The 21,863-nt window shown below is 50.2% G+C and carries 19 protein-coding genes, 1 tRNA gene and 1 other annotated feature (1 of these 21 only partly in view); of the genes, 4 read left to right on the top strand and 16 right to left on the bottom strand.

All coding sequences use genetic code 11. From position 1 onward, the window contains the following. Positions 1 to 23: a binding site (T-box leader), on the bottom strand (it extends 251 nt beyond the left edge of the window). Positions 24 to 250: 227 nt separating this feature from the next. After that, positions 251 to 1,009 (top strand): sulfite exporter TauE/SafE family protein, encoded by a 759-nt coding sequence (locus DW826_RS06990; protein ID WP_015554655.1) that lies wholly within the window; start codon positions 251 to 253, stop codon positions 1,007 to 1,009. A 182-nt stretch (positions 1,010 to 1,191) separates the two neighbouring features. Here DW826_RS06990 and DW826_RS06985 read toward each other — a convergent pair whose 3' ends face one another. After that, positions 1,192 to 2,211 (bottom strand): glycosyltransferase family 2 protein, encoded by a 1,020-nt coding sequence (locus DW826_RS06985; protein WP_021904902.1) that lies wholly within the window; start codon positions 2,209 to 2,211, stop codon positions 1,192 to 1,194. A 408-nt stretch (positions 2,212 to 2,619) separates the two neighbouring features. On the opposite strand from DW826_RS06985, the gene arcC reads away from it, so the two are divergent. Then, entirely contained in the window at positions 2,620 to 3,549 is a 930-nt protein-coding gene (gene arcC, locus DW826_RS06980) for a carbamate kinase (RefSeq protein ID WP_117552390.1), read from the top strand. Between the two features lie 355 nt (positions 3,550 to 3,904). Here the strand turns inward: arcC and DW826_RS06975 are convergent, their stop codons facing one another. From DW826_RS06975 to DW826_RS06930, 10 genes are all read right to left on the bottom strand, one after another. After that, positions 3,905 to 4,699, bottom strand: a complete 795-nt coding sequence (locus tag DW826_RS06975; protein ID WP_117484145.1) for an RnfABCDGE type electron transport complex subunit B — start codon at positions 4,697 to 4,699, stop codon at positions 3,905 to 3,907. Between the two features lie 13 nt (positions 4,700 to 4,712). Continuing rightward, positions 4,713 to 5,288, bottom strand: a complete 576-nt coding sequence (gene rsxA, locus DW826_RS06970; RefSeq protein ID WP_117469707.1) for an electron transport complex subunit RsxA — start codon at positions 5,286 to 5,288, stop codon at positions 4,713 to 4,715. 15 nt (positions 5,289 to 5,303) lie between these two features. Beyond that, on the bottom strand, positions 5,304 to 6,137 hold the full coding sequence (locus DW826_RS06965; RefSeq protein ID WP_015554659.1) for an electron transport complex subunit E: 834 nt from the start codon (positions 6,135 to 6,137) through the stop codon (positions 5,304 to 5,306). A gap of 13 nt (positions 6,138 to 6,150) precedes the next feature. After that, on the bottom strand, positions 6,151 to 6,768 hold the full coding sequence (locus DW826_RS06960) for an RnfABCDGE type electron transport complex subunit G (RefSeq protein WP_015554660.1): 618 nt from the start codon (positions 6,766 to 6,768) through the stop codon (positions 6,151 to 6,153). Next, positions 6,755 to 7,699 carry an RnfABCDGE type electron transport complex subunit D gene (locus tag DW826_RS06955; protein WP_015554661.1) on the bottom strand — a complete coding sequence of 315 codons (945 nt, stop codon included), beginning with the start codon at positions 7,697 to 7,699 and terminating at the stop codon, positions 6,755 to 6,757. The genes DW826_RS06960 and DW826_RS06955 overlap by 14 nt, the downstream gene beginning before the upstream one ends. Positions 7,700 to 7,711: 12 nt before the next feature. Then, a complete protein-coding gene (gene rsxC / locus DW826_RS06950; RefSeq protein ID WP_117552389.1) occupies positions 7,712 to 9,040 on the bottom strand; it encodes an electron transport complex subunit RsxC in 1,329 nt (442 codons plus the stop codon). Between the two features lie 242 nt (positions 9,041 to 9,282). Beyond that, positions 9,283 to 11,157 carry an ABC transporter ATP-binding protein gene (locus DW826_RS06945; protein ID WP_117552388.1) on the bottom strand — a complete coding sequence of 625 codons (1,875 nt, stop codon included), beginning with the start codon at positions 11,155 to 11,157 and terminating at the stop codon, positions 9,283 to 9,285. Continuing rightward, complete coding sequence (locus DW826_RS06940) at positions 11,154 to 12,914, bottom strand: ABC transporter ATP-binding protein (protein ID WP_117552424.1); 1,761 nt, start codon at positions 12,912 to 12,914, stop codon at positions 11,154 to 11,156. The genes DW826_RS06945 and DW826_RS06940 overlap by 4 nt, the downstream gene beginning before the upstream one ends. Positions 12,915 to 12,972: 58 nt before the next feature. Next, the gene (locus tag DW826_RS06935) at positions 12,973 to 14,322 is read right to left on the bottom strand and encodes an MATE family efflux transporter (RefSeq protein WP_117552387.1); all 1,350 of its coding nucleotides are present in this window, start codon (positions 14,320 to 14,322) and stop codon (positions 12,973 to 12,975) included. Positions 14,323 to 14,523: 201 nt separating this feature from the next. Then, positions 14,524 to 15,516 carry a DUF4397 domain-containing protein gene (locus DW826_RS06930; RefSeq protein WP_117552386.1) on the bottom strand — a complete coding sequence of 331 codons (993 nt, stop codon included), beginning with the start codon at positions 15,514 to 15,516 and terminating at the stop codon, positions 14,524 to 14,526. Between the two features lie 362 nt (positions 15,517 to 15,878). Here DW826_RS06930 and DW826_RS06925 point away from each other — a divergent pair. Continuing rightward, a tRNA-Thr gene (locus tag DW826_RS06925) sits at positions 15,879 to 15,951 on the top strand. Positions 15,952 to 16,170: 219 nt separating this feature from the next. Here DW826_RS06925 and rlmB read toward each other — a convergent pair. From rlmB to DW826_RS06900, 5 genes are all read right to left on the bottom strand, one after another. Next, entirely contained in the window at positions 16,171 to 16,917 is a 747-nt protein-coding gene (gene rlmB / locus DW826_RS06920; RefSeq protein ID WP_015554667.1) for a 23S rRNA (guanosine(2251)-2'-O)-methyltransferase RlmB, read from the bottom strand. Further along, positions 16,907 to 17,383, bottom strand: coding sequence for a ribonuclease III domain-containing protein (locus DW826_RS06915; protein WP_117552385.1), 477 nt, complete (start codon positions 17,381 to 17,383; stop codon positions 16,907 to 16,909). Before DW826_RS06915 ends, rlmB begins: the two co-directional genes overlap by 11 nt. Continuing rightward, positions 17,368 to 18,777 carry a cysteine--tRNA ligase gene (gene cysS, locus DW826_RS06910; protein WP_117552384.1) on the bottom strand — a complete coding sequence of 470 codons (1,410 nt, stop codon included), beginning with the start codon at positions 18,775 to 18,777 and terminating at the stop codon, positions 17,368 to 17,370. The genes DW826_RS06915 and cysS overlap by 16 nt, the downstream gene beginning before the upstream one ends. 100 nt (positions 18,778 to 18,877) lie before the next feature. Beyond that, positions 18,878 to 19,429 (bottom strand): 2-C-methyl-D-erythritol 2,4-cyclodiphosphate synthase, encoded by a 552-nt coding sequence (gene ispF / locus DW826_RS06905; protein ID WP_117469717.1) that lies wholly within the window; start codon positions 19,427 to 19,429, stop codon positions 18,878 to 18,880. Positions 19,430 to 19,449: 20 nt separating this feature from the next. Then, a complete protein-coding gene (locus tag DW826_RS06900; RefSeq protein ID WP_117469718.1) occupies positions 19,450 to 20,373 on the bottom strand; it encodes a diacylglycerol kinase family protein in 924 nt (307 codons plus the stop codon). Positions 20,374 to 20,761: 388 nt separating this feature from the next. Between DW826_RS06900 and DW826_RS06895 the strand changes: the two genes are divergently transcribed. After that, positions 20,762 to 21,673 carry a hypothetical protein gene (locus DW826_RS06895; protein ID WP_117469719.1) on the top strand — a complete coding sequence of 304 codons (912 nt, stop codon included), beginning with the start codon at positions 20,762 to 20,764 and terminating at the stop codon, positions 21,671 to 21,673. The last annotated feature ends 190 nt before the right edge of the window (positions 21,674 to 21,863 follow it).

The raw sequence follows: 21,863 nt of genomic DNA, 5'->3' as shown, positions 1-21,863 counted from the left end.
CTGTTCCTCTTCGACGCATTTTAACTCAATAAATTTACCATATAATCCCGGTTCTGTCAAGGTGTCATGCATGGTTCGATTCTGCCAGAGATGCGCTCTGCAGCACAAAGAAGCGCTCCTGCAGGAAAACCGATTGACTTTTTGAGAGTTCTTATATAGTATGGAAGGACAGGTCTCTGCCTGAATTTTATCAGAAAAAGCGGTATTGCGGCATTTTTCTGCCCGCCGCCAAAATACAAGGGGGATATCCATGGAATACATCCATAATCTGATCTGGCTCTGCCCGCTCCTCTTCATTGCGGGATTTATCGACTCTATCGCCGGAGGAGGCGGCCTGATCGCGCTTCCGGCTTATATGATGTGCGGAATGCCGATCTACTATGTTTACGGCTGCAACAAGTTCCAGTGCGCCTTCGGAAGCACCGTTGCGGCATGGAAATACTTTAAAAACGGCTGTCTCGACCTTAAGATCACGCTGATCAGCGCAGTGACCTCGTTCCTCTGCTCCATGCTCGGAACCAGAATCATCTTTTACCTCAAAGAGGAACAGATCCGCTCGATGTTAATGGTACTGCTTCCACTCACCGCGGTCCTCGTGATCTTTATGAAGAACGCCTGGAACTATACCGATACGAAAAAGCCGCTGATCCTACCGAATGTGCTCCGCGCCCTTTTCATCGGAATGACCATCGGTCTTTACGACAGTCTCTACGGGCCGGGCGGCGGTACGATCGCCATGCTGCTCTTCACGTTTCTTTTAAAATACGATGTCCGCACGGCCTCCGGAAACGCGAAGCTCACGTTGATCGTTTCCAACTACACAGCGCTTCTCTCCTATATCCTTTCCGGAAATGTGTTCTACATGATCGCGATCCCATGTGCCGTAAGCAACGTTCTCGGAAACTATATCGGTGCCGGCTTCGCCATCAAAAACGGCGCGAAGATCATCCGGCCGGTGATGATCTGCGTGGTGACGGTGCTGATCGTGAAAATTGTTCTTGGAAAGTAAACTGATACGAGCGTGCTTATTTTACATAGGCACGCTCGTTTACTATCATCCATTCACCCGTATCCGTTTTCCCGCTATTTCCCTCTTACCAAGCCGGAAACTACCTGCGCTTTCCATCCCAGCTTCCGTCCGGGATCGGGTTGAAATAGTACCATTTTTCATTGATCTCGATCTCCCGGCACTTAGTTAAATCCGAAGAACTTCTGCGCGATCTTATATCCCGCGATGGAGAGGGATCTTCCGCCTTTTCCCGGAAGGTTCATGCCCTGTCCCAGGAAGCCCCAGCGGAGGCGCAGGTAGAGCGCCGGATTGGATTTCTTTAACTCTTCCCACAACGCTTTTTTCTTTTCCATATTCTCCTCACTGCCGGACTTGATCGCAAGGATCGAGCAGATGACCATCATGATCTCCAGATAGCGGACCATATAGTGGCGGAGCTTCCGGTTCTGGATCTTTGTCACATCGTAGTAGCCAAGCATCAGCTTCGTCACACGGATCTGCTGATCGATCCTTCCGATCATGACCTGTTCGTTGACAGACTGGTCCGAGCGGCCGATAAAATAGCGGTAGAAGTTCACATTAAGATAGTACATCGTATGTACATGCGGGAGTGGCTCGTAGACAAAGATATTGTCCACATAGAACGTGTGCTCCGGGAGTTCCAGCTTACAGTCCCTTAAGAGCTCGGTGCGGTAGATCACGGAGTGCATCAGGATATACTGTCCTGCTACGAATACCTTCACATCGTTCCAGCTAAAGAGCTCATCTTTCGGAAGTGCCAGCTTGTAGCTCATGACCTTCTTGTGTCTTGCGCCCTGTTTCTCATAGACAAAGTTTGTGATCAGCATATCGAGGGTATCTTTTCCATAGACGAAGCGGCGCAGGGTGTCAAGCACCTGTCTGTATGCCTGCTCATTGACCCAGTCATCACTGTCCACGACCTTAAAATAGATCCCGGTAGCGGCCTTTAATCCCGCGTTTACCGCAGCGCCGTGTCCGCCGTTCTCCTGATGGATCGCTTTGCAGATCCCCGGATATTCTTTCTCGTAGCGGTCAGCGATCTCGGCCGTATTGTCTTTTGTGGAACCGTCGTCCACGATCAGGATCTCCACCTCATTTCCGCCCGGAAGCAGAGACTTGATACAATTTTCCATATACGCCGCTGAATTGTAGCACGGAATTGCTATCGATAACAGCTTCAAAATTGTTTCCTCCTTAAATTCCCCCTGTCGGGGATCTTTCGCTGCTGTCTGTGCCAGGCACAGACAGGAACGTTTTTCGACTCAGTTGTTCTCATTTTATCATAAATTATCTGAAAAAGCAAAAAATTATTTCTTTCGATTCTCTTTCGTTCCAGTACAGGATTCATTCGCTAAACTTCTGCTTCCGAAGAACTATGCGAAATTTTCAATTCAAAATTTTTCTACCTGGGTCCCATCATAAAACTTTGAGTTTTTTCTTCCATAATCACTTAAAATATGGTAAAATATCTGAAAATACATAAAAGCAGGCCGCTTTCTACCGATCCGCGGAGAAAACTTATCCGCGGCTCCCACTTAAGCAGATCTGCCCCAACGATATCGGTATGAAATAGAAATGAGGGATTCGATATGGCAAAGAAAAGACTTGTTTTAGCACTTGGACATGACGCTCTCGGAACGAACCTTCCGGAGCAGAAGACCGCCGTTACAAAGACGGCGAAAGCCATCGCTGATTTTATCCAGGACGGCTGGCAGGTTGTGATCACCCACGGAAATACTCCGCAGCTCGGTATGATCCACACCGCGTTAAATGAATTTGCGAAAAACCATGAAGGTTACACTCCGGCTCCGATGTCTGTCTGCTCCGCAATGAGCCAGGGATATATCGGCTACGATCTCCAGAACGCTCTCCGCTCCGAGCTTATCAAACGCGGCATTTACAAAGCTGTATCTACGATCTTAACACAGGTTACAGTTGACCCGTACGATGAGTCCTCCTACACTCCAATGAAGGTGGTTGGACGTGTGATGAACGCCGAGGAGGCAAAAGAGGAAGAGGCAAAGGGCAACTTCGTTGTGAAGGAAGGCGAAGGCTATCGCCGTATCGTTGCGGCTCCGAAGCCGGTCGCAATCGTTGAGATCGACGCGATCCGCGCCCTCGCCGACGCGGACCAGCCGGTGATCGCTGCAGGCGGCGGCGGAATCCCGGTTATGGAACAGGGCTCCCACCTAAAGGGTGCCAGCGCTGTGATCGAGAAAGACCGCGCAGCCGGACTTCTCGCGAAGGAGCTTGACGCTGATGTCCTGATGTTCATCACAGGTGTTCCGAATGTCGTATTAAACTACGGCAGTGACCATCCGATCAACATCGATAAGATGACAACGGCTGAGGCAGCCCGCTATGCCGGGGAAGGCCACTTTAAGACAGGGTCGATGCTGCCGAAGGTTGAAAGCTCCATCGACTTCATCAACGCAGGAAAAGGTCGACGCGCGATCATCACTTCCCTTGATGGTGCAAAGAGTGCTTTAGCAGGTAAAGGCGGCACGACGATCCAGTAGGCAATACATTCTGATTTGACTTAGGTCAATCTTATTTAAATCTGGAACAAACAAGAATATGATCCCAGGGAGTTCTATACAGGCACTTCTCTGGGATCTTTTTTCAAATAATCTTCTCCCAACTGTTCTAATCATCCAAATCTCTTTAGTGAAAATAATAAAGAATGCACCTTGGCGTATTCTCGCGCGGTCGCTTGCGACAATCTACATCTTCGCGCGAGTATGTATCATTGTCACGTTAGTGCCTTTTGTGTAATAGGAAATTCCTTGTAATCTCCTATTACACAAAAAAGACCCGCCAGAAAGCATTTCTGCCTTCCGCGGGTCTTTCATTTTTCTACAAGTTGTTATCCAATCAGATAATAACATGTGCCGGACACTTCGCCGCGCACTTGCCGCAGCCGGTACACTTTGTGTAATCGATCACAGCAACGTTGTTATCCATATGGATCGCATCGAACTCACACTGCTTTGTGCAGAGTGTACATCCGATACAGCCTGCCTCGCAGACCTTCTTGACAGCCGGTCCTTTGTCGTGGGAGCTGCACTGTACGAGGTGGTTTGCCTTGTACGGAACAAGCTCGATCAGGTGACGCGGACAAGCCTCCGCACACTTACCACAGGCAACGCACTTCTCCTTATCGACAACGGCAACACCGTTTACAACATGGATCGCGTCAAACTGACATGCCTTTACACAGCTTCCGGAACCGAGACATCCGTAGTTACAGCCCTTGGAGCCGCCGCCCGGAACTGCATCTGCGATCTTGTGACAGTCGTCAATACCATAATAGTTGTATTTCACGGTTGCCTTATCGCAGGTACCTTTACATTTTACAAATGCAACCTTCTTCTCAGCGGAACCAGCCTCAACGCCCATGATCGCAGCGATCTTTTCTCCTACCGGAGCGCCGCCGACCGGACACTGGTCAACCTTTGCCTTGCCCTCTGCAATTGCTTTTGCAAGAGCGTCACAGCCTGCGTAACCGCAGCCGCCGCAGTTGTTGCCCGGAAGCTCTGCACGAACCAGAATTTCCTTCTCGTCTACTTCTACTTTAAACTTCTCGCTGGCGATTCCAAGGAGTACGCCGATGACGATACCGACGATACCGACAACCGCAGCAGCGATGATAATGCCTGTCATGTTCATCTCTCGTTCCTCCTTAAATCATTCCGGAAAATCCGAAGAGAGCGATCGACATTAAGCTTGCTGTGATCAGGACGATCGGGGATCCCTGAAAAGCGTGCGGCACATCATTGTGCTCGATCTTCTCACGGATACCTGCAAGCAGGACGATGGCGATCAGGAATCCAACGGAAATACCGATACCGTTTACGACACTCTGAATGAAGTTGTAGCTCTTCTGTACGTTTGTCAGCGCAACACCGAGAACCGCACAGTTTGTTGTAATTAACGGAAGGTATACGCCGAGTGCCTCATAAAGGCTTACCATGTTCTTCTTTAAGAACATCTCAACGAACTGAACCAGAGCCGCGATTACAAGGATAAATACGATCGTCTGTAAATACTCGATATGGAGCTTTACGAGAACGAAATCGTAAACAAGGCTTGTGCAGGCAGATGCGATCGTAATAACGAATACGACTGCAGCGCCCATACCAGCTGCTGTCTCTGTTTTCTTGGATACACCAAGGAACGGGCAAAGACCGAGGAACTGGCTTAAAACAACGTTATTCACCAGGGCAGAACCGATGGCGATCAATAAAAGTTCTTTCATTTCTCCATTTCCTCCTTAATTTTCTTTGCCGGCATCTGCTGCTTCAGTCTTAGCTGCCTCTGCTGCTTTTGCAGCCTCAGCTGCCTTCTTAGCTGCGAGAGCCTTCTCTGCTGCTGCCTTCTTTGCTGCCGCTGCGGCTGCTGCTTCCTCTGCCTTCTTCTCAGCAAGAGCAGCATGGTTTGTCATGCTGACACAGCCTGCACAGCTTGCACAGTTACCGCCGCATACAAGATCAGACTTCGGTGCGTCACCGTTGGTCGCGCATGGAAGACGGAGCTTGTTCTGGATCGCGGAAAGCATAGCCAGAGTGAACAGAGCACCCGGTGCAAGGATGATGATGGAAATGTGGTAAGCTTCCGGAATGATGGTGTGTCCGAAGATCGCACCTGCACCGAAGAGCTCACGGCACATACCGATGACGGTAAGAGAAAGAGAGAATCCAAGTCCCATACCAAGACCATCGAAGAAAGATTCAACCGGACCGTTCTTGCAGGCATATGCCTCTGCACGACCAAGGATGATACAGTTAACAACGATAAGCGGGATATAAATACCCAGGGATGCATACAGGGACGGAACGTAGCCCTGCATTAAGAGCTGTACGACTGTAACCAGGCTGGCTACGACTACGATGAATGCCGGAATACGGACTCTGTCCGGAATGATCTTACGCAGTGCGGAGATCAGCAGGTTGGAAAACATCAGTACGGCTGTTGTGGAAAGTCCCATGCCGAGACCGTTGATGGCAGATGTTGTCGTCGCAAGAGTCGGACACATACCTAACATCAGGATGAAGGTTGGGTTTTCCTTGATAATACCGTTATATAAACGTTCTACGCATTTATTCATGAATGCCCACCTCCTAGTTTAAGCAGTTATGCAGATAGTATAAAGCTGCATTGACTGCGTTTGTTGTAGCGTTTGATGTGATGGTGGCACCGCTGATGGCATTGATCTCAGTGTCAGACGCAGAACCGGATTTTGTTACGCTTAAGCTCTCGCAGTTCTTGCCAACGTACTGATTTCTGTAGTCATCATCTTTTGCCTTTAAGCCAAGACCAGGAGTATCACTTGTCTCACGGATACCAACACCTGTGATAGTGCCGTCTGCATCAAAGCCGATGGAGAGCTTGACAGCTCCGCCGTAGGAGTCGTTGGACAGGGAGTTGATCACATGTCCTACTACTTCGCCGCTTGCGTCCTTTGCCTCGAGAACGGACTCGATCGCAACGCCGCCGAAGCCGAGGTTTGCGATCTCATCAGCTGTCTCAGCGATCTTTTCTGTGGAACCTTCCACATCATCGAAGCTCTCTGCCTCCGGAAGGACCTGTTTATAAGTTGCGTTGTTGGCTGCGATGGTAGCCGCCTCGATCGGAGCTTTTGTCACATCATAGACAACACCGAGACATAAACCGGAAACCAGGGTGATCGCAAAAAGGATCAGGGCATCTTTCATAAATCCAGACTTACTTGCTGCCATTTTTCTTACCCCCTTTTCCGAATGCTGTCGGGAGAGTTACCTTCTCAATCAACGGAACAAGCATGTTGCAGAAGATAATTGCGTAGGAAACGCCCTCTGCACCGCTTCCGAAGATACGGAACAGTCCTGTTAAAATACCAAGGCAGATACCGAATACGATCTGTCCTTTTGCAGTGATCGGGCTTGTTACATAGTCGGTAGCCATGAAGAATGCACCGAAGATCAGTCCGCCGCCGCAAACCTCTGCGAGCACGTAGTTAATATTGTGCTGGCCGAAGATAAATGCGAATACTGCGAAGGAAAGGATGTATGCTGCCGGGATGCGGATCGTAATTACTTTCTTAACGAGCAGGTAAGCTGCACCGATTAAAAGGGCAATTACGGAAACCTCACCGATGGTTCCCGGAATCTTACCAATGAACATAGCTGCAAGATCATATGTATCACCGGCTTTGATCGCCGCAAGAGGAGTTGCACTCGCAACTGCGTCTGTTACCGGATCTGTGAACTTTGTCATAGCCTGTGCAAAGGAGATCAGCATAAAGCATCTCGCTGCCAGAGCCGGGTTCATCCAGTTCTGACCAAGTCCGCCGTAAAGCTGTTTTACGACGATGATTGCGAATACACCGCCAAGGATCGGCATCCATAACGGAATTGCCGGCGGCATATTTAAGCCTAAGATCATACCTGTGACAAGGGCACTGCCGTCACTGATGGTAACCGGCTTGTGCATCAATGTCTCAAAAAGGTACTCACTGAGTACACAGGAAAGAACCGTTGCAACAACAACGATAAGGGAATAGATACCGAACTGCATCACGCCCCAGATCGTAGCCGGAAGCATTGCGATCGCCACATCGTACATTAAGTTCTTTGTGGAAACACCGCAGCGTACGTGAGGGGATGATGATACGTTTAATAATTTACTCATTTGTCACACCTCCTACGCTTTCTTTCTTCTGGCTGCCATGACAGCTTTACGCATCTCTTTGAATGCCTGTGTCAGCGGTCTGTGTGCAGGGCAGATGAAAGTACAGGAGCCGCATTCGCAGCACTCCATACCATTTAACTTTTCAAATAAGGCAAGATCATTTCTCTCAGCAGCGCCCATCATGATCTGCGGAACGATATGTTCCGGACATACGTCGATGCAGCGTCCGCAGCGGATACACGGAGACTCCGGATTTGCCGCAACCTGGTCTTTTGTGAAGCAGGTAAGCGCAGAGGAGTTCTTCATAACCGGAATGTCCAGAGAGAACAATGCCTGTCCCATCATAGGACCACCAGAGATCATCTTCTCCGGCTCTTCCTTAAAGCCGCCTGCAGCTTCAAGGATCTCGCGGTAGCACATGCCAAGCGGAACCTGGAAGTTCTGCGGGTTCTTAACCGCATCACCGGTAACCGTGATGATCTTACGAATTAACGGTGTGCTCTCACAGACTGCATTATAAATGGAAATAACGGTGTCTACGTTATCTACGATACAGCCAGCGTCTGCCGGAAGCATCGTGGAGCTGATCTCACGTCCGCCTGTTACGGCGTAGATCAGGAAACGCTCGCCGCCCTGCGGGTACTTTGTCTTTAACGGACATACCGAGATCTTCGGCTCATCCTTTACGAGACCTTCCAGAAGCTTGATCGCCTCCGGCTTGTTCTCCTCGATTCCGATCACGCCTTTCGCGTTCGGGAACATGCTTAACATGACTTTGATGCCGCCGATCAGTCTCTCCGGCTGCTCCATCATCAGGCGATAGTCACTTGTCAGATACGGCTCACACTCGGCCGCATTTACGATAATGTGATCGATCGCATTGTCATCCTTCGGTGCAAGTTTTACGTTGGTCGGGAAACCTGCGCCGCCGAGACCTACGATACCGGCTTCTTTTACGATATTCCGGATCTCTTCCTTGGAAAGTTTTGTGTAATCGCGTTTTTCGCCAAAACCTTCGATTGCTGTGTACTCGTTATCGTTCTCAACGATAATGGACTGTACGATTGCTCCGTTCGCAACCAGACGCGGTTCGATTCCCTTTACTGTACCGGATACGGAACAGATAACATTTGCGGAAATGAAGCCGCCTGCTTCAGCGATCTTCTGGCCAACCAGAACCTTGTCACCCTTGGCAACAAGTGGTTTCGCCGGAGCACCGATATGCTGGGAGAGAGGATAAACCAGCTCACCCTTCGGCTGGATCACCTGAATCGGCTTATCTGCGGACAGTTCTTTTCCCTCATAAGGATGAACGCCGCCTATAAATGTGCTCAGACCCATTTAACAAACCTTCTTTCTATAAAATTTCATAGTACCCATCACCTCGTAGTATAGCATATTTGGAATTTTTCTACAATTAGAAATCGGTTAACTTTTTAACGGAAATGGCCATTTTCGGCGTTTGTATCAAAAAAAAAACAAAAATAAGGTGGGAAACCGCTTAAGAAAATGAAGTTTTCAACAAAAAAAGCGGACAGGAACCGCGATTCCGTCCACTTTTTTCCATTTTCTGTTAGTTTTTACTAATTTAATTCAGCCATACCTGTATACAATCGGTAATAACGCCCTTTTTCTTTCAGAAGATCCTCATGATCACCGCGCTCGATGATCTCTCCGTTCTCCAGAACCATGATGGCGTTGGCGTTGCGCACGGTGGAGAGGCGGTGGGCGATCACAAAGGTGGTCCGTTCTGCCATCAGACGGTCCATGCCCTGCTCGATGTGCTTTTCCGTTCTCGTATCGACGGAGCTCGTCGCTTCATCGAGGATCAGGATCGGTGCCCTGGATACCGCTGCTCTCGCGATATTAAGAAGCTGTCTCTGGCCCTGACTCAAGTTCGCGCCATCGCTCTCAAGAACGGTGTCATAGCCCCTGGGAAGCCGCATGATAAAGGAATGGGCAGATGCCATCTTCGCCGCCTGAATGACCTCTTCATCGGTGGCATCCAATCTTCCGTAACGGATATTTTCCATGACCGTCCCCGTAAACAGATGGGTGTCCTGAAGCACCATGGCGATATGGCGGCGCAGCTCGTCCCGCTTAATATGGCAGATATCAACGCCGTCGATGGTGATGGTCCCGCTCTGGATATCGTAGAAGCGGTTGATGAGGTTCGTGATCGTCGTCTTCCCGGCTCCCGTGGAACCCACGAAGGCGATCTTCTGTCCCGGCTTTGCGTAAAGGCTGATATCCTTTAAGATGACCTTGTCCGGGTTGTAACCGAAGGTCACATGATTTAATACCACTTCCCCGCTCATACCGTCCATGGATACTGCGTCCTTATCATCCGCCGCCTCCGGCTCCTCATCCATCACGGAGAACACGCGCTCCGCTCCGGCGAGGGCTGAGAACACGTTGGAGACCTGCATGGAGATCTCGTTGATCGGCCTTGAGAACTGTCTCGAAAAGTTCAAAAATACCGTGAGCCCGCCGACATCGAAGTTTTTCACCACACAGAGGATCCCGCCGATGCACGCCGTCAGGGAATAGTTTATCTGGCTTAAGTTGTTCATCACAGGTCCCATCATGCCCCCAAGGAATTGGGCGCGGATCTGTTTTTCGCGGAGATCCCTGTTTAATATATCAAATTCTTCCTCCACGATCTCCTCATGGCAGAAGACTTTTACTACCTTCTGTCCGGTGATGGTCTCCTCGATGTATCCATTTAAGGCACCGAGAGCCGACTGCTGGGCGCTGAAGTATTTCTGACTCCGCTTCGCGACCGCTCCACCAGCCCGCAGCATGAGCGGAATCATGATCAGGGTCACAGCTGTCAGCCAGATGTTCGTGTAAAGCATGAGGAGCAAGGTTCCGATGATACTTAAGGTTCCGGAAAAGAGCTGCACGAGAGTACTGCTCAGCATATTTCCGATGGTGTCCACGTCGTTTGTGAAGCGGCTCATCAGATCCCCATTGGAATTTGTATCGTAAAATCTCACCGGAAGCTTCTGCATCTTTGTAAAGAGGTCTGTCCGGATCCGCACAAGGGCGCTCTGGGCAACCTCTAACATCAGTCTTGACTGGAGATAATTTGCGATAACCCCCAGAAGATAGACGCACGCCATCATGGTCAGCCCTTTAAAAAGTCCCGCCACATTTCCGGGACTTCCGTCCGGCGGTGCGATAAAGCGGTTGATGATCGGGCGCAGCATATAGGAACCGGTCAGTGTCGCCACCGTGTTTACAATGACACAAAAAAATGCGATTCCCATCCGGAGCCTGTCCGCTTCCAGATAGGACATCAGGCGCTTTAAGGCCGCTCCCGTGCTCTTTGGGCGTCCTCCGCCTCTGGGAGCACCCGGTCCTCTTCCCATTCCTCTCCTTTTCGGTGCGGCTGCCACGCGTCCTGCATATCGTTTTTTCAGACTCGCTTCGCGGTCTGCTCTCGTGACGCTCATACTGCCGCCTCCTCTCCTGCCCCGATGGACTGATTTCCGATCTGGGTCATATAGATCTCGCTGTATGCCTCACAGGTCTTTAAAAGTTCCTCGTGGGTTCCATGACCAATGATCTTTCCGTCCTCCAGTACCAGGATCTGGTCCGCCTCCTGAACGGAGGAGATCCTCTGGGCGATGATGATCTTTGTGGTATCCCCAAGATCATGATAGAGACTCTCCCGGATTTTCGCCTCCGTTGCCGTGTCAACAGCGCTGGTGGAGTCATCCAGGATCAGAATCTTCGGGCGCTTTAAAAGTGCTCTCGCAATACAGAGACGCTGCTTCTGACCTCCTGAGACATTGACGCCGCCCTGCCCCATCTCGGTGTCATATCCGTTTTTGAATGTCTTAACGAAGGGATCTGCCTGGGCGCTCTCCGAGAACCGGATCACATCCTCCATCGGCGCGTCCTCATTTCCCCATCGGAGATTTTCCTCGATCGTTCCCGAAAAGAGGATATTTTTCTGGAGGACCATGCCGACGCCCTCACGAAGGTGTTTTAAAGAGTACTCTTTGACGTTCACGCCGTCGACAAGGACTTCGCCTCCGGTCACATCATAGAGTCTCGGGATCAGCTGCACGAGGGAGGTCTTTCCGCTTCCCGTGGAGCCGATGATCCCGATCGTCTGTCCCGGTTCTGCCGTAAAGGAGATCCCTTCCAGAACGAGATCCTTTCTCCCGTTCTCTCCGCTGTAGCCAAAGCTTACATTCTTAAACTCCACACGGCCTTCCGTGACTTTTTTATCCTTATTTTCCGCGTTGTCATCATTTAAGCCGATCTCTGTGTCGAAGATCTCATTGATCCGCTTCATGGACGCGCTGGCGCGGGAGCTCTGTAAGAATACCATGGAAAGCATCATGAGGGACATCAGGATCTGCACGATATACGTCGTAAACGCAGTGAGATCCCCCACCGGCATCTTTCCGGCAATGATGATATTTCCTCCATACCAGACGACAGCCAGTGTCGTCACGTTCATGGCAAACATCATCACCGGCATCGTGGCGATCACGATCCGGAGCGCACGGAGGCTGCTCTCCTTTAAGTCGTCATTTAATTTACTGAATTTTTCGATCTCATGATCCTCCCGGACGAAGGATTTCACTACCCGGACATTCGTCAGGGATTCCTGGATCCCGGAATTCAAACGGTCCAGTTTCCTCTGCATCTCCCCAAAGCGCGGGAATGCGGTCTTTAAGATCAGAAGGATCGCCGCGAGAAGAAGCGGGATCACGATGAGGATGATGACCGCAAGCTGACGGTTCATCATAAACGCCATGATCAGGGCGCCGAGGAACATTCCGGGCGCTCTGAGCGCCATACGGAGCCCCATCATCAGGACGTTCTGCACCTGCTGGACATCGTTCGTAAGCCTCGTGACGAGAGAACCGGTGCTGTAGCCGTCGATGTTCTCAAAGGAGAACTGCTGAACCTTTCTGAAGAGGTCGTTTCTCATGTCACTGGTGAAGGAGATGGACGCCTTTGCGGAAAAATAAGCGCCGAGGATCCCGCCCACCGCCATAAAGAGGACGGTCAGTACCATCAGGGCCCCCATCTTTCCGATATAGGCGAGATTCCGGTCCGCAACGCCGTTGTTGATGATCATGGACATAAATTTCGGGAGCATGACCTCTCCCGCCACCTCGGTGAGCATCATCAGCGGACCGATCACGAAGGCACTGAGATAGGGGGTGATGTATTTTTTGTATCGTTTCAATTCTGTTGTTTCCTTTCTGGTCAGATCTGCATTCGTTGGATTCTTTTGATGCTGTTTATCACGCATCTTCCCTCGGAAGTTTTCTCCTAACGATATAGAAGCAGATCATATGGGCCGTCGCCGTGACGATCCAGGTAAACGGATAAGATAAGTACAACACCGTCAGGTTATGGTATACCTGGAACACCGTAAAGATCCAGACGATCCGGAGCCCGCACGCTCCCAGAAGGGAGACGCACATCGGCATGACGGAATATCCGAGGCCGCGGATGCTGCCCACCATCGTATCCATGATCCCGCAGAGGAAATATGTCGTTCCAAAAACCGCAAGTCTTCTCATTCCGTATACAATGACCTCCGGGTCTGAGGAATAGATCCGGATCAGGGCATGTCCGCAAAGATAAGCCGGGATTCCCATCCCGAGTCCCACTGCCGTCACAACGCCGAGGCAGGTAACCATGATCCGGTTGATCCTCGAATACTTTTTGCCGCCGAAGTTCTGGCTCGTGAAGCTTAAGTTTGCCTGATAAACCGCATTCATGGCGTTATAGATGAATCCCTCAATATTCTGGGATGTCGTATTTCCTGCCATCGCGACAGAACCGAAGGAATTGACAGAGGACTGGATCAGAACATTGGAAATAGAAAATACTGCGCCCTGCATCCCCGCCGGAAGGCCTACCTGAATGATCTGACGGAATTTTGAGCGGTGGATCTTCAGATCTTTTAAATGAAGCTTCAGACCGCCCTCGCTCTCCATCAGGCAAAGGATCACCAGACACGCCGAGATCGCCTGAGAGATCGCGGTCGCCAGAGCAACTCCCGCCACATCCATCTGGAACATGATCACAAAAAAGAGGTTTAAGACCACATTGATCACGCCCGCCGCCGTAAGGAAATACAGCGGGCGCTTCGTGTCTCCCACCGCGCGGAGGATCGCGCTTCCAAAGTTGTAGATCATATTCGCAGGCATGCCGATAAAGATGATCCGCATATAAATCGTAGATTTATCGATCACATCGTCCGGAGTTCCCATGAGTTCCAGCATTGGCCTCGAGAGAAGCTGACCCACAATGATCAGAAAAAGACCGCTGACGATGCTGAGTGCCATGGCCGTGTGGATCGTATCCTGCACGTCTTTTTCCCGCTTCGCTCCATAATATCTCGCCACGATGACATTGACACCCACGGACAGTCCGATAAAGATATTGATCATCAGGTTGATCAGCGCCGTTGTGGAACCCACCGCCGCCAGAGACTGGCTACCTGCGAAACGTCCCACAACGATCACATCCGCAGCGTTGAACAGAAGCTGCAGGATTCCGGAAAAGATCAGCGGAATCGTAAAGGTGAGCAGTTTTCCGAGGATCGGACCGCTGCACATGTCCATTTCGTAATTTTTCTTCATAATACTCCTTTTTCCCGTACCTGTATTTTCTTTCCGGCAGCATCCGGAAAGAAAAGCAGACTGGCATTTCCCGCCCCTGTCCGTCTGCTCATTCTATCCACGGCTGCTCCCGGTGCCGGAATGCGTAAGGCACATTCCTTTTATCTATTACGCAGATTATAGACGATTTTTACAAATAATGCAATCCTGCCGCAACACGCTTCAGTCCTCGAGGACATACGCCCGGAAGAGACCGGACCACGGATTTCCGATAATATAGCAGGTGTAGGCTCTTCCAGCACGGACGTTGACGTTGAAGGTGAGAAGCGGATTCGCCACGGTGCAGGTCGGGCAGGAAACGCCGACGATGGAGGAAAGGACAAGGACCGGAAGCTCGCCTAAGGCTGAAACTGCATACTGGGAACCTGTCACAAAGAAGGTATAGGTTCCGCTGGATGTCTGTTTATAGCTCGTCACTTCCTTGTATCCGATCCCCGCAAATGCTGTCTGGTTGTTGAAGGTCCGCACATCGTAGCTGGATCCCGCGTAGGACATGTTCGCTACACGGAGACAGCCGTAACCTGCCGGAACGTTCGTGCAGCCCATGTCGGAAACACGGGTCAGGGACACTCCGGATACCGTGTCTAAGATCACCATCGTGAGTCTCTCACCGGACACAAAGGCAATCGTCTGCTGATAATAGATCTGACCGTTGGTCCTGCGCACAGTGACGGTGTGGAATCCGTCCGTCACGCGGATATAAGAAGAAATCGTGGCAAATTCGGAACCGGAAAAGACATTCCGGCCATCGATATAGACATCCAGAGTCTGGCCTGATGTGCTGGCATTTAAAAACCGGACTCTGCTGTAGTAATTTCCTCCTGAGACCGTCGGATATGTGACCGGAAAAGAAATCGTCGGAAAGCCCGGGCGTCCGATGGTATTGTCAGGATAGACAGGGCGTCCGCCAGACGGCGCGACCGGTGTCGTTGGGATTCCGGCGAGATCGTCATCTCCCGGATAAACAGGTCTTCCGCCCGGTGAAGCGATGGGCGGCACAGGGATCCCCGCAAGATCATCGTCTCCCGGATAAACAAAAACTCCTCCTAATGGCTCGGCCGGTGTCTCCGGTACATTTGCGTCATTCTTCCCTGCCACAACCTCCGCCGTATTCTCTCCCGACGGTTCCGGCATTGATGTTGGATTCTCTGGCATATAAAAACCTCAGTATCTTTTTTACTACAAAATATGAAAGCAGAACGGAAAGTGTTCCCTGCACGTGTTTGAACGCAGATAAGCATTCCCCCGCTTCAAGTGCGCGGAGCACTAAGCGGTGGGTGAGTGGGATGCTTATGTCAGTGGGAGTTGAAAGCTCCCACTGACAGATCGCGAAGCGACTGCGTTCATGAGCAAGTAGCGAAGTGGATTGCGAATGTCCGCTTTACCCTCCATGGGCTTTCCGAGGAATTGATCTTTTTGTATAAAAAATTTATTCAAATTTTTTTGTTTTTATCGTTGACAAACCTGTTGATCCATGATACTATATTGAAGGTTCGAAAAACACAGCAATTGTGTTCGCTGCCTTGGCTCAGCTGGTAGAGCGTCGCCTTGGTAAGGCGGAGGTCGGCAGTTCAAATCTGCTAGGCAGCTTAAACCATGAGGCTTTCCGGAATATCCGGGAAGCCTTTTTTCGTGTTACAGGAAATTCCTGTTACGAAAAAGACGTGAACGCGACAATGATGCTCACTCACTCAGGACGACCGGGCTGACCGGAACAAATGTTTATTATGAAGGAAATCCTCCTCGAATAAAAAAGACCTACGGAACTCCTCTCCGCAGGTCTTTTTATCATAAGTAAAATTATAAATCCTATGCCTTCGCCAGTCTCTGTCTCACGATCTCATACGCGAGAACACCTGTCGCAACGGACGCGTTCAGGGAATCGATATCGCCCTTCATCGGGATCGACGCGATCATATCGCATTTCTCCTTCACGAGACGACTCACGCCCTCCCCCTCATTTCCAATCACAAGACCGATCGGTCCGGTGAGGTTTAAACGGTACATGCTCTCTCCGCCCATATCGGCGCAGACGAACCAGATGCCGCGTTTCTTTAAATCCTCGATCGTTGCCGCCATGTTGGTGACCTTTGCGACCGGCGTATAGTTTAACGCACCTGCGGAGGTTCTCGCAACCGTCGCGGTAAGTCCCACCGCGCGGCGTTTCGGAATGATCACTCCGTGAGCGCCCGCAAGGTTCGCGGTACGGATGATCGCTCCAAGGTTGTGCGGATCCTCAATTCCGTCAAGCAGGAATAAAAACGGCGGCTCGCCCTTCTCTTCCGCGATCTTTAAGATATCTTCCACCTCCGCGTACTCGTAAGCAGCGGCATACGCCATCACACCCTGATGATGTCCCGTCTCAGACATGGAATCCAGGCGTTCCTTCGGGACAAAATTTACGATCGTATCATGCTTTTTCGCCTCTCTCACGATCGTGCGCACCGGACCGTCCTGGCAGCCGTCAAGGACAAACAGCCGGTCGATGGTCTTTCCGGAGCGGAACGCCTCCAAAACAGCGTTGCGCCCTTCTATCGTCAGTTCTTCATATCTCATCGGAGTTCTCCTCTTTCTGTTTTTCCGTATCTCCGGACACTGCTTTTCCGGTCTTTGTCATCGCCAGAGCCACAAGATCCACCATGCGTTCCGTTCTTCCGGACAGGTAAAGATATCCCATCAGAGCCTCAAAGCCTGTCGCCATCCGGTAATCCTTCATTGTCGCATTCTTGGCCATAGAGAAAGACTTCGCGTTTCTTCCCCGTTTGTAGACCGCATGCTCCTCCTCGGTGAGGTCATCCTCGATGGCCATCAGGAATTCCGCCTGGGCTGCAGCCTTCACAAGAGCTGAAGACTTCTTGTGAAGCTTATTCACCTGCATATTTCCCTCACTGACCACGATGGTACGGATCAGGATCTCGTAAGCCGCGTCACCGAGATAGGCGAGCACAAGCGGAGAGTACTGGCCTGCATCCGTATCCTTTAAGTGGAATTTTTCCTTTAAAAGCATTAAGCTCTCTTCCATTTTACGCCCTCTCTTGTGTCCTCGAGGACGATTCCCATGTCGAGAAGTTTTCCTCTGATCTCATCGGCAAGGGCAAAGTTCTTTGCCTTTCTCGCTGCCTGTCTCTGGGCGATCAGGTCCTCCACCTCAGAGTCAAGGACTTCCGCCTTCTTTTCTGTAATGATCCCCATTACGTCGCAGAGTCTCTGGATCTCATTCTTCATCCAGGAAACATACTCCTTTGTGCTTGCCCCGGAGACTGTGGAGTTGGAGAGTTTGATGAGCTCGAAGATCGCGGAGATCGCGTCCGCGGTGTTGAAATCATCATCCATCGCCGCCTCATACTTTGCGACAAGCTCCATTGCCTTCTTCTGATTTTCCAGTTCTTCCGCTGTCATTGTGCCGCCGGCTGCCTTCGCCTCCGCCTCACGGAGCTTTTCCATACCGGTGAGGATTCTCTCAAGACCGTTCTTGGAGGCTTCCATTAAGTCCGCGCTGAAGTTTAACGGACTTCTGTAATGTGCGCTCAGCATAAAGAAACGGAGCACCTGAAGATCGTATTTTTCGCTGATCTCACGGACGGTAAAGAAGTTTCCGAGCGATTTTGACATCTTCTTATTATCAATATTTAAGAACGCGTTGTGCATCCAGTATTTCGCGAAGGGCTTTCCGTTTGCAGCCTCACTCTGGGCGATCTCGTTCTCATGATGCGGGAAAATTAAGTCCTCACCGCCTGCATGGATATCGATCTCGTCGCCGAGGTATCTCTTTGCCATAACGGAACACTCGATGTGCCAGCCCGGACGGCCCTCGCACCACGGAGACTCCCAGTACGGCTCTCCCTCTTTTTTCGGTTTCCAGAGAACGAAGTCGTTCGGATCCTGCTTGCCCTCCTCACCGGTTACCTTGATCTCACGGAATCCGGACTGGAGATCGTCAAGATTCTTATGGGAAAGCTTTCCGTAATCTTTAAATTTCCGGACACTGTAATAAACCGTTCCGTCAGCAGCCACATAGGCGTAACCTTTTTCGATCAGAGTGCTGATCATATTCAGCATGCCGCAGATCTCTTCTGTCGCCAGCGGGTTCTTTGTTGCCGGCTCGATATTCATGCCTTCCATATCCTTTTTGCACTCGGCGATGTAGCGCTTGGAGATCGTCTCTGCATCAACGCTCTCCTCGATGGCTTTTTTGATGATCTTATCATCGACATCCGTAAAGTTGGATACATAATTTACATCGTATCCTTTATATTCAAAGTACCGTCTTACCGTATCAAATACGATCATCGGTCTCGCGTTTCCGATGTGGATAAAGTTGTAGACGGTCGGTCCGCACACGTACATTTTTACTTTTCCCGGCTCTACCGGAACGAACTCTTCTTTTCTCTTTGTGAGTGTATTGTAGATCTTCATAACTTAAGCTCCTTCATATATCTTTCTGTCCGAATTTTTCTGCCATGCAGCTTTGCGTAATGCACTTTTACTATCAACAGGCGCTTACTTCCGCATTCATTTATTGCTGCTGTCTACAGCCCGGACAGCCCCCGCATCCACCGGAAATAATTCCAACGCGGTCCTCCGGCGCGTAATCCGCCACCGAACTTAAAAGGGCGATCGCCTGAGCGGAGATCCCCTCCCCGGTACCGGTAAATCCAAGCCCTTCTTCCGTCGTCGCTTTCACGCTTACCTGTTCTTTTTCGATTCCTAACGCCGCCGCGATATTTTCCGCCATCTGCGGGCGGTACGGCAAAAGCTTCGGCCTCTGGGCGATCACGGTGGAATCGATATTTTCGATCATATATCCGTTTTCCTGCAGGATCTTCCCGACTTCCTTTAAAAGCGCGATGCTGGAAATCCCTTTATATCTCTCGTCCGAATCCGGGAAGTGCTGGCCGATATCGCCGAGGGCGGCGGCCCCCAAAAGTGCGTCCATCACAGCATGAAGAAGGACATCTGCGTCAGAATGACCCAAAAGTCCTTTTTCATAGGGAATGTCCACGCCTCCAATAATCAGCTTTCTTCCTTCTACGAGACGATGCACATCATATCCCTGTCCGATTCTCATAGAATCTCCTCCTATATTTCTTATGAGCCGATCACGCGCATCCGTTTCGGGATACAGCGCACCGCCAGATTCTCCTGACACATACAGCTCTCACCGTCCACGTGGACCGCCAACGGGCGCGCAAGGTGGATCTCCGCCTCGCTGCACTCAAAGACACGGATCCCCCGCTCTTTTCTCCGGACCCCCATCACAAGGTCTCTTAAGATCGGGATCATCTTCGTCTTTCTCGCACTGTTTCCAACGTAAACGGTCATTTTTCCGTCATCATTTAAAATCCCGCCGTTCTTCTTTTTCTTCTCTTCCCGGCGTACCATAAACGTGATGAAATATATATGATTAAACTCCACTTTCTGCGTCCCGTCAAGCAAAATATATCCTTTTGTCGGCTTTGCAAGAAAAAGCTGCTTTAATCCGATCCCAAAACGAAGGATTTTTGTCAGATGAAGTCTCGTCATCTGGTTTCTCACGGGGCAGCACAAAAGATTGTGGCACAACGCCGCGTCGAGTCCGATCCCACAACGTCCGGCAAATCTGCGGCTCACGATCTCCTCGTTTCCGAACGTGATAACGCCATAGTCCAGCATCCGGTAATATTTCGGGTGAAGGATCCGCCTCGCCTGACGGTCCACCTTCCAGAAAGACTGGAATCCCTTCGAGAGTGCATTCCGGAATCCCACCGGGACATAGCCGAAGGTCAGGAGTCCCTTAAAGGAGACACCGTTTAAGACCTCATTGTAGGTACCTTCGCCGCCGACGATCACGATCACCTTCGCTTCATCCTTTTCCGCCGTCAGTACTCTCGCGATCTCCGCCGCGTCCCCTTGATGTTCCGTAAAAAAGACACGGTATTCCTGACTGTTCATTTCCAGCTGATGTTCCAGTCGTTTCCAGATCCGGTATCCTCTTCCAGCACCGGCACCGGGATTTACGATAAACTGATACATAACGTCCTCCGAATCTTATATGTTCAGAATTTTCCGTGCAGCCATATGCATTCTGACCATGTCAGTGCCATATGGCATACGATATAGATTATAGTATATCACATAACCGCTAAAAAAAGGCTAAATTTTTTCTAAACTTCATGCATGTGCACTGCGATACATTCCTGTTCATGCCATGCGCAGACAACAGCTGATTTTGCCGATGCTTCGCATTCCAAATCAGCAAAATCCCTACCCGTGTACCGGACACATCCGCGCCAAAACGTAAGAAAATAGTAAACATCTCTTTCTTGTCAGACAATATTGGGATCAATTATAATAAAAGCAGATACAAATGGCAAAGATAATTGATTTTTATGAATCCAAGCTCTGAAAGGAGGTTCCTGGTATGAAAAAAAGAATGTATGTCGGGCTTTTCATGCTGCTGTTCTGCATGATCTTTGCAGTCACAGCACTTCCGATCACCGCGAAAGCTGATATGGGTCCAAAGCCCTCGGTGCGCATCCAGTTCAAAAATATGAGCGATGATCTGTGCTATGGCACACTGCTTTCAAAGGAGAAATGTACAGGACCTGCACAAGTCTGGGACGGCACCGCCAGAAATGAGCAGCTCTATGATCTTGACCGGAACATCTGGAAAGCTTTTGTAGATTACAAGGATCCTGACGGATATTATTTCCTTCAGAGGGGCTGGACGGTAAGCGAAACCGGTGAGATCGCCTGGACCTATTATCCACCGGAGGATTTTAAGATCCTCCTGTATTATCCGGAAACCGGGACCTTTGTATCAAGCGGAAGCTATGAGCGTTATGCATTTGATACTTATTACACCGTTGACATGGAGGGCGTCCGGATCGGATCCGTGGAATACAATGAGGACCTGAGCACAAACGAGCGGATCAACGCGTATCGTTCCTATAATTATCGAATGGAGCTTTTATCGCTCGCGGTCCGTATCCTTCTTACGATCGCAATTGAAATGGTCGTCGGGCTGTTATTCGGCTTCCGGCAGAAAAAGCAGCTGCAGATCCTTGCGCTTGTAAATATCACGACGCAGCTTCTCTTAAATCTGCTTCTCAATATCATTCATTACAATGCCGGTCCGTTGGCCTTTATCACAAGCTATGTCTTTTTCGAGGTCATAGTCTTTGCGCTGGAGGCAGGTCTGTATTGCAGGTTTTTGAAGAGAGTGTCCCCCAAAAAGGAAAACGGTGACTTCGTTCTCTATTCGTTTATCGCGAATTCAGCATCATTCTGGGTCGGATATTATCTTGCGACAGTATTACCGGGAATCTTTTAAGTGAAAATCCAGACACCAACAGAGCCTTTCATATGTTTGCAGGATCATTGCAGATGTTCTTTTCTATTTGGTACAGCAGAATATTTCAGAAAAACTATTATAATCGAAAAAATCCCGGGAACCTTCTCAGATTCCCGGGATTTTCAATCGTAGCGGAAGGGAGATTTGAACTCTCGACACCACGGGTATG

Origin of the sequence: Clostridium sp. AM34-11AC (assembly GCF_003435375.1) — a bacterium.
GTDB lineage: Bacteria > Bacillota > Clostridia > Lachnospirales > Lachnospiraceae > Pilosibacter > Pilosibacter fragilis.
This window is presented reverse-complemented; position numbering and strand designations above follow the sequence as displayed.

What these genes read in the sequence shown, in the direction of transcription:
- DW826_RS06930 (WP_117552386.1), bottom strand. Translation starts at nt 15,516, where the DNA reads ATGCCAGAGAATCCAACATCAATGCCGGAACCGTCGGGAGAGAATACG.
- ispF (WP_117469717.1), bottom strand. Translation starts at nt 19,429, where the DNA reads ATGAGAATCGGACAGGGATATGATGTGCATCGTCTCGTAGAAGGAAGA.
- DW826_RS06965 (WP_015554659.1), bottom strand. Translation starts at nt 6,137, where the DNA reads ATGAATAAATGCGTAGAACGTTTATATAACGGTATTATCAAGGAAAAC.
- cysS (WP_117552384.1), bottom strand. Translation starts at nt 18,777, where the DNA reads ATGAAGATCTACAATACACTCACAAAGAGAAAAGAAGAGTTCGTTCCG.
- DW826_RS06945 (WP_117552388.1), bottom strand. Translation starts at nt 11,157, where the DNA reads ATGAGCGTCACGAGAGCAGACCGCGAAGCGAGTCTGAAAAAACGATAT.
- rsxC (WP_117552389.1), bottom strand. Translation starts at nt 9,040, where the DNA reads ATGGGTCTGAGCACATTTATAGGCGGCGTTCATCCTTATGAGGGAAAA.
- DW826_RS06935 (WP_117552387.1), bottom strand. Translation starts at nt 14,322, where the DNA reads ATGAAGAAAAATTACGAAATGGACATGTGCAGCGGTCCGATCCTCGGA.
- DW826_RS06895 (WP_117469719.1), top strand. Translation starts at nt 20,762, where the DNA reads ATGAAAAAAAGAATGTATGTCGGGCTTTTCATGCTGCTGTTCTGCATG.
- rlmB (WP_015554667.1), bottom strand. Translation starts at nt 16,917, where the DNA reads ATGAGATATGAAGAACTGACGATAGAAGGGCGCAACGCTGTTTTGGAG.
- DW826_RS06955 (WP_015554661.1), bottom strand. Translation starts at nt 7,699, where the DNA reads ATGAGTAAATTATTAAACGTATCATCATCCCCTCACGTACGCTGCGGT.
- DW826_RS06990 (WP_015554655.1), top strand. Translation starts at nt 251, where the DNA reads ATGGAATACATCCATAATCTGATCTGGCTCTGCCCGCTCCTCTTCATT.
- DW826_RS06915 (WP_117552385.1), bottom strand. Translation starts at nt 17,383, where the DNA reads ATGGAAGAGAGCTTAATGCTTTTAAAGGAAAAATTCCACTTAAAGGAT.
- arcC (WP_117552390.1), top strand. Translation starts at nt 2,620, where the DNA reads ATGGCAAAGAAAAGACTTGTTTTAGCACTTGGACATGACGCTCTCGGA.
- DW826_RS06960 (WP_015554660.1), bottom strand. Translation starts at nt 6,768, where the DNA reads ATGGCAGCAAGTAAGTCTGGATTTATGAAAGATGCCCTGATCCTTTTT.
- DW826_RS06975 (WP_117484145.1), bottom strand. Translation starts at nt 4,699, where the DNA reads ATGAACATGACAGGCATTATCATCGCTGCTGCGGTTGTCGGTATCGTC.
- DW826_RS06900 (WP_117469718.1), bottom strand. Translation starts at nt 20,373, where the DNA reads ATGTATCAGTTTATCGTAAATCCCGGTGCCGGTGCTGGAAGAGGATAC.
- rsxA (WP_117469707.1), bottom strand. Translation starts at nt 5,288, where the DNA reads ATGAAAGAACTTTTATTGATCGCCATCGGTTCTGCCCTGGTGAATAAC.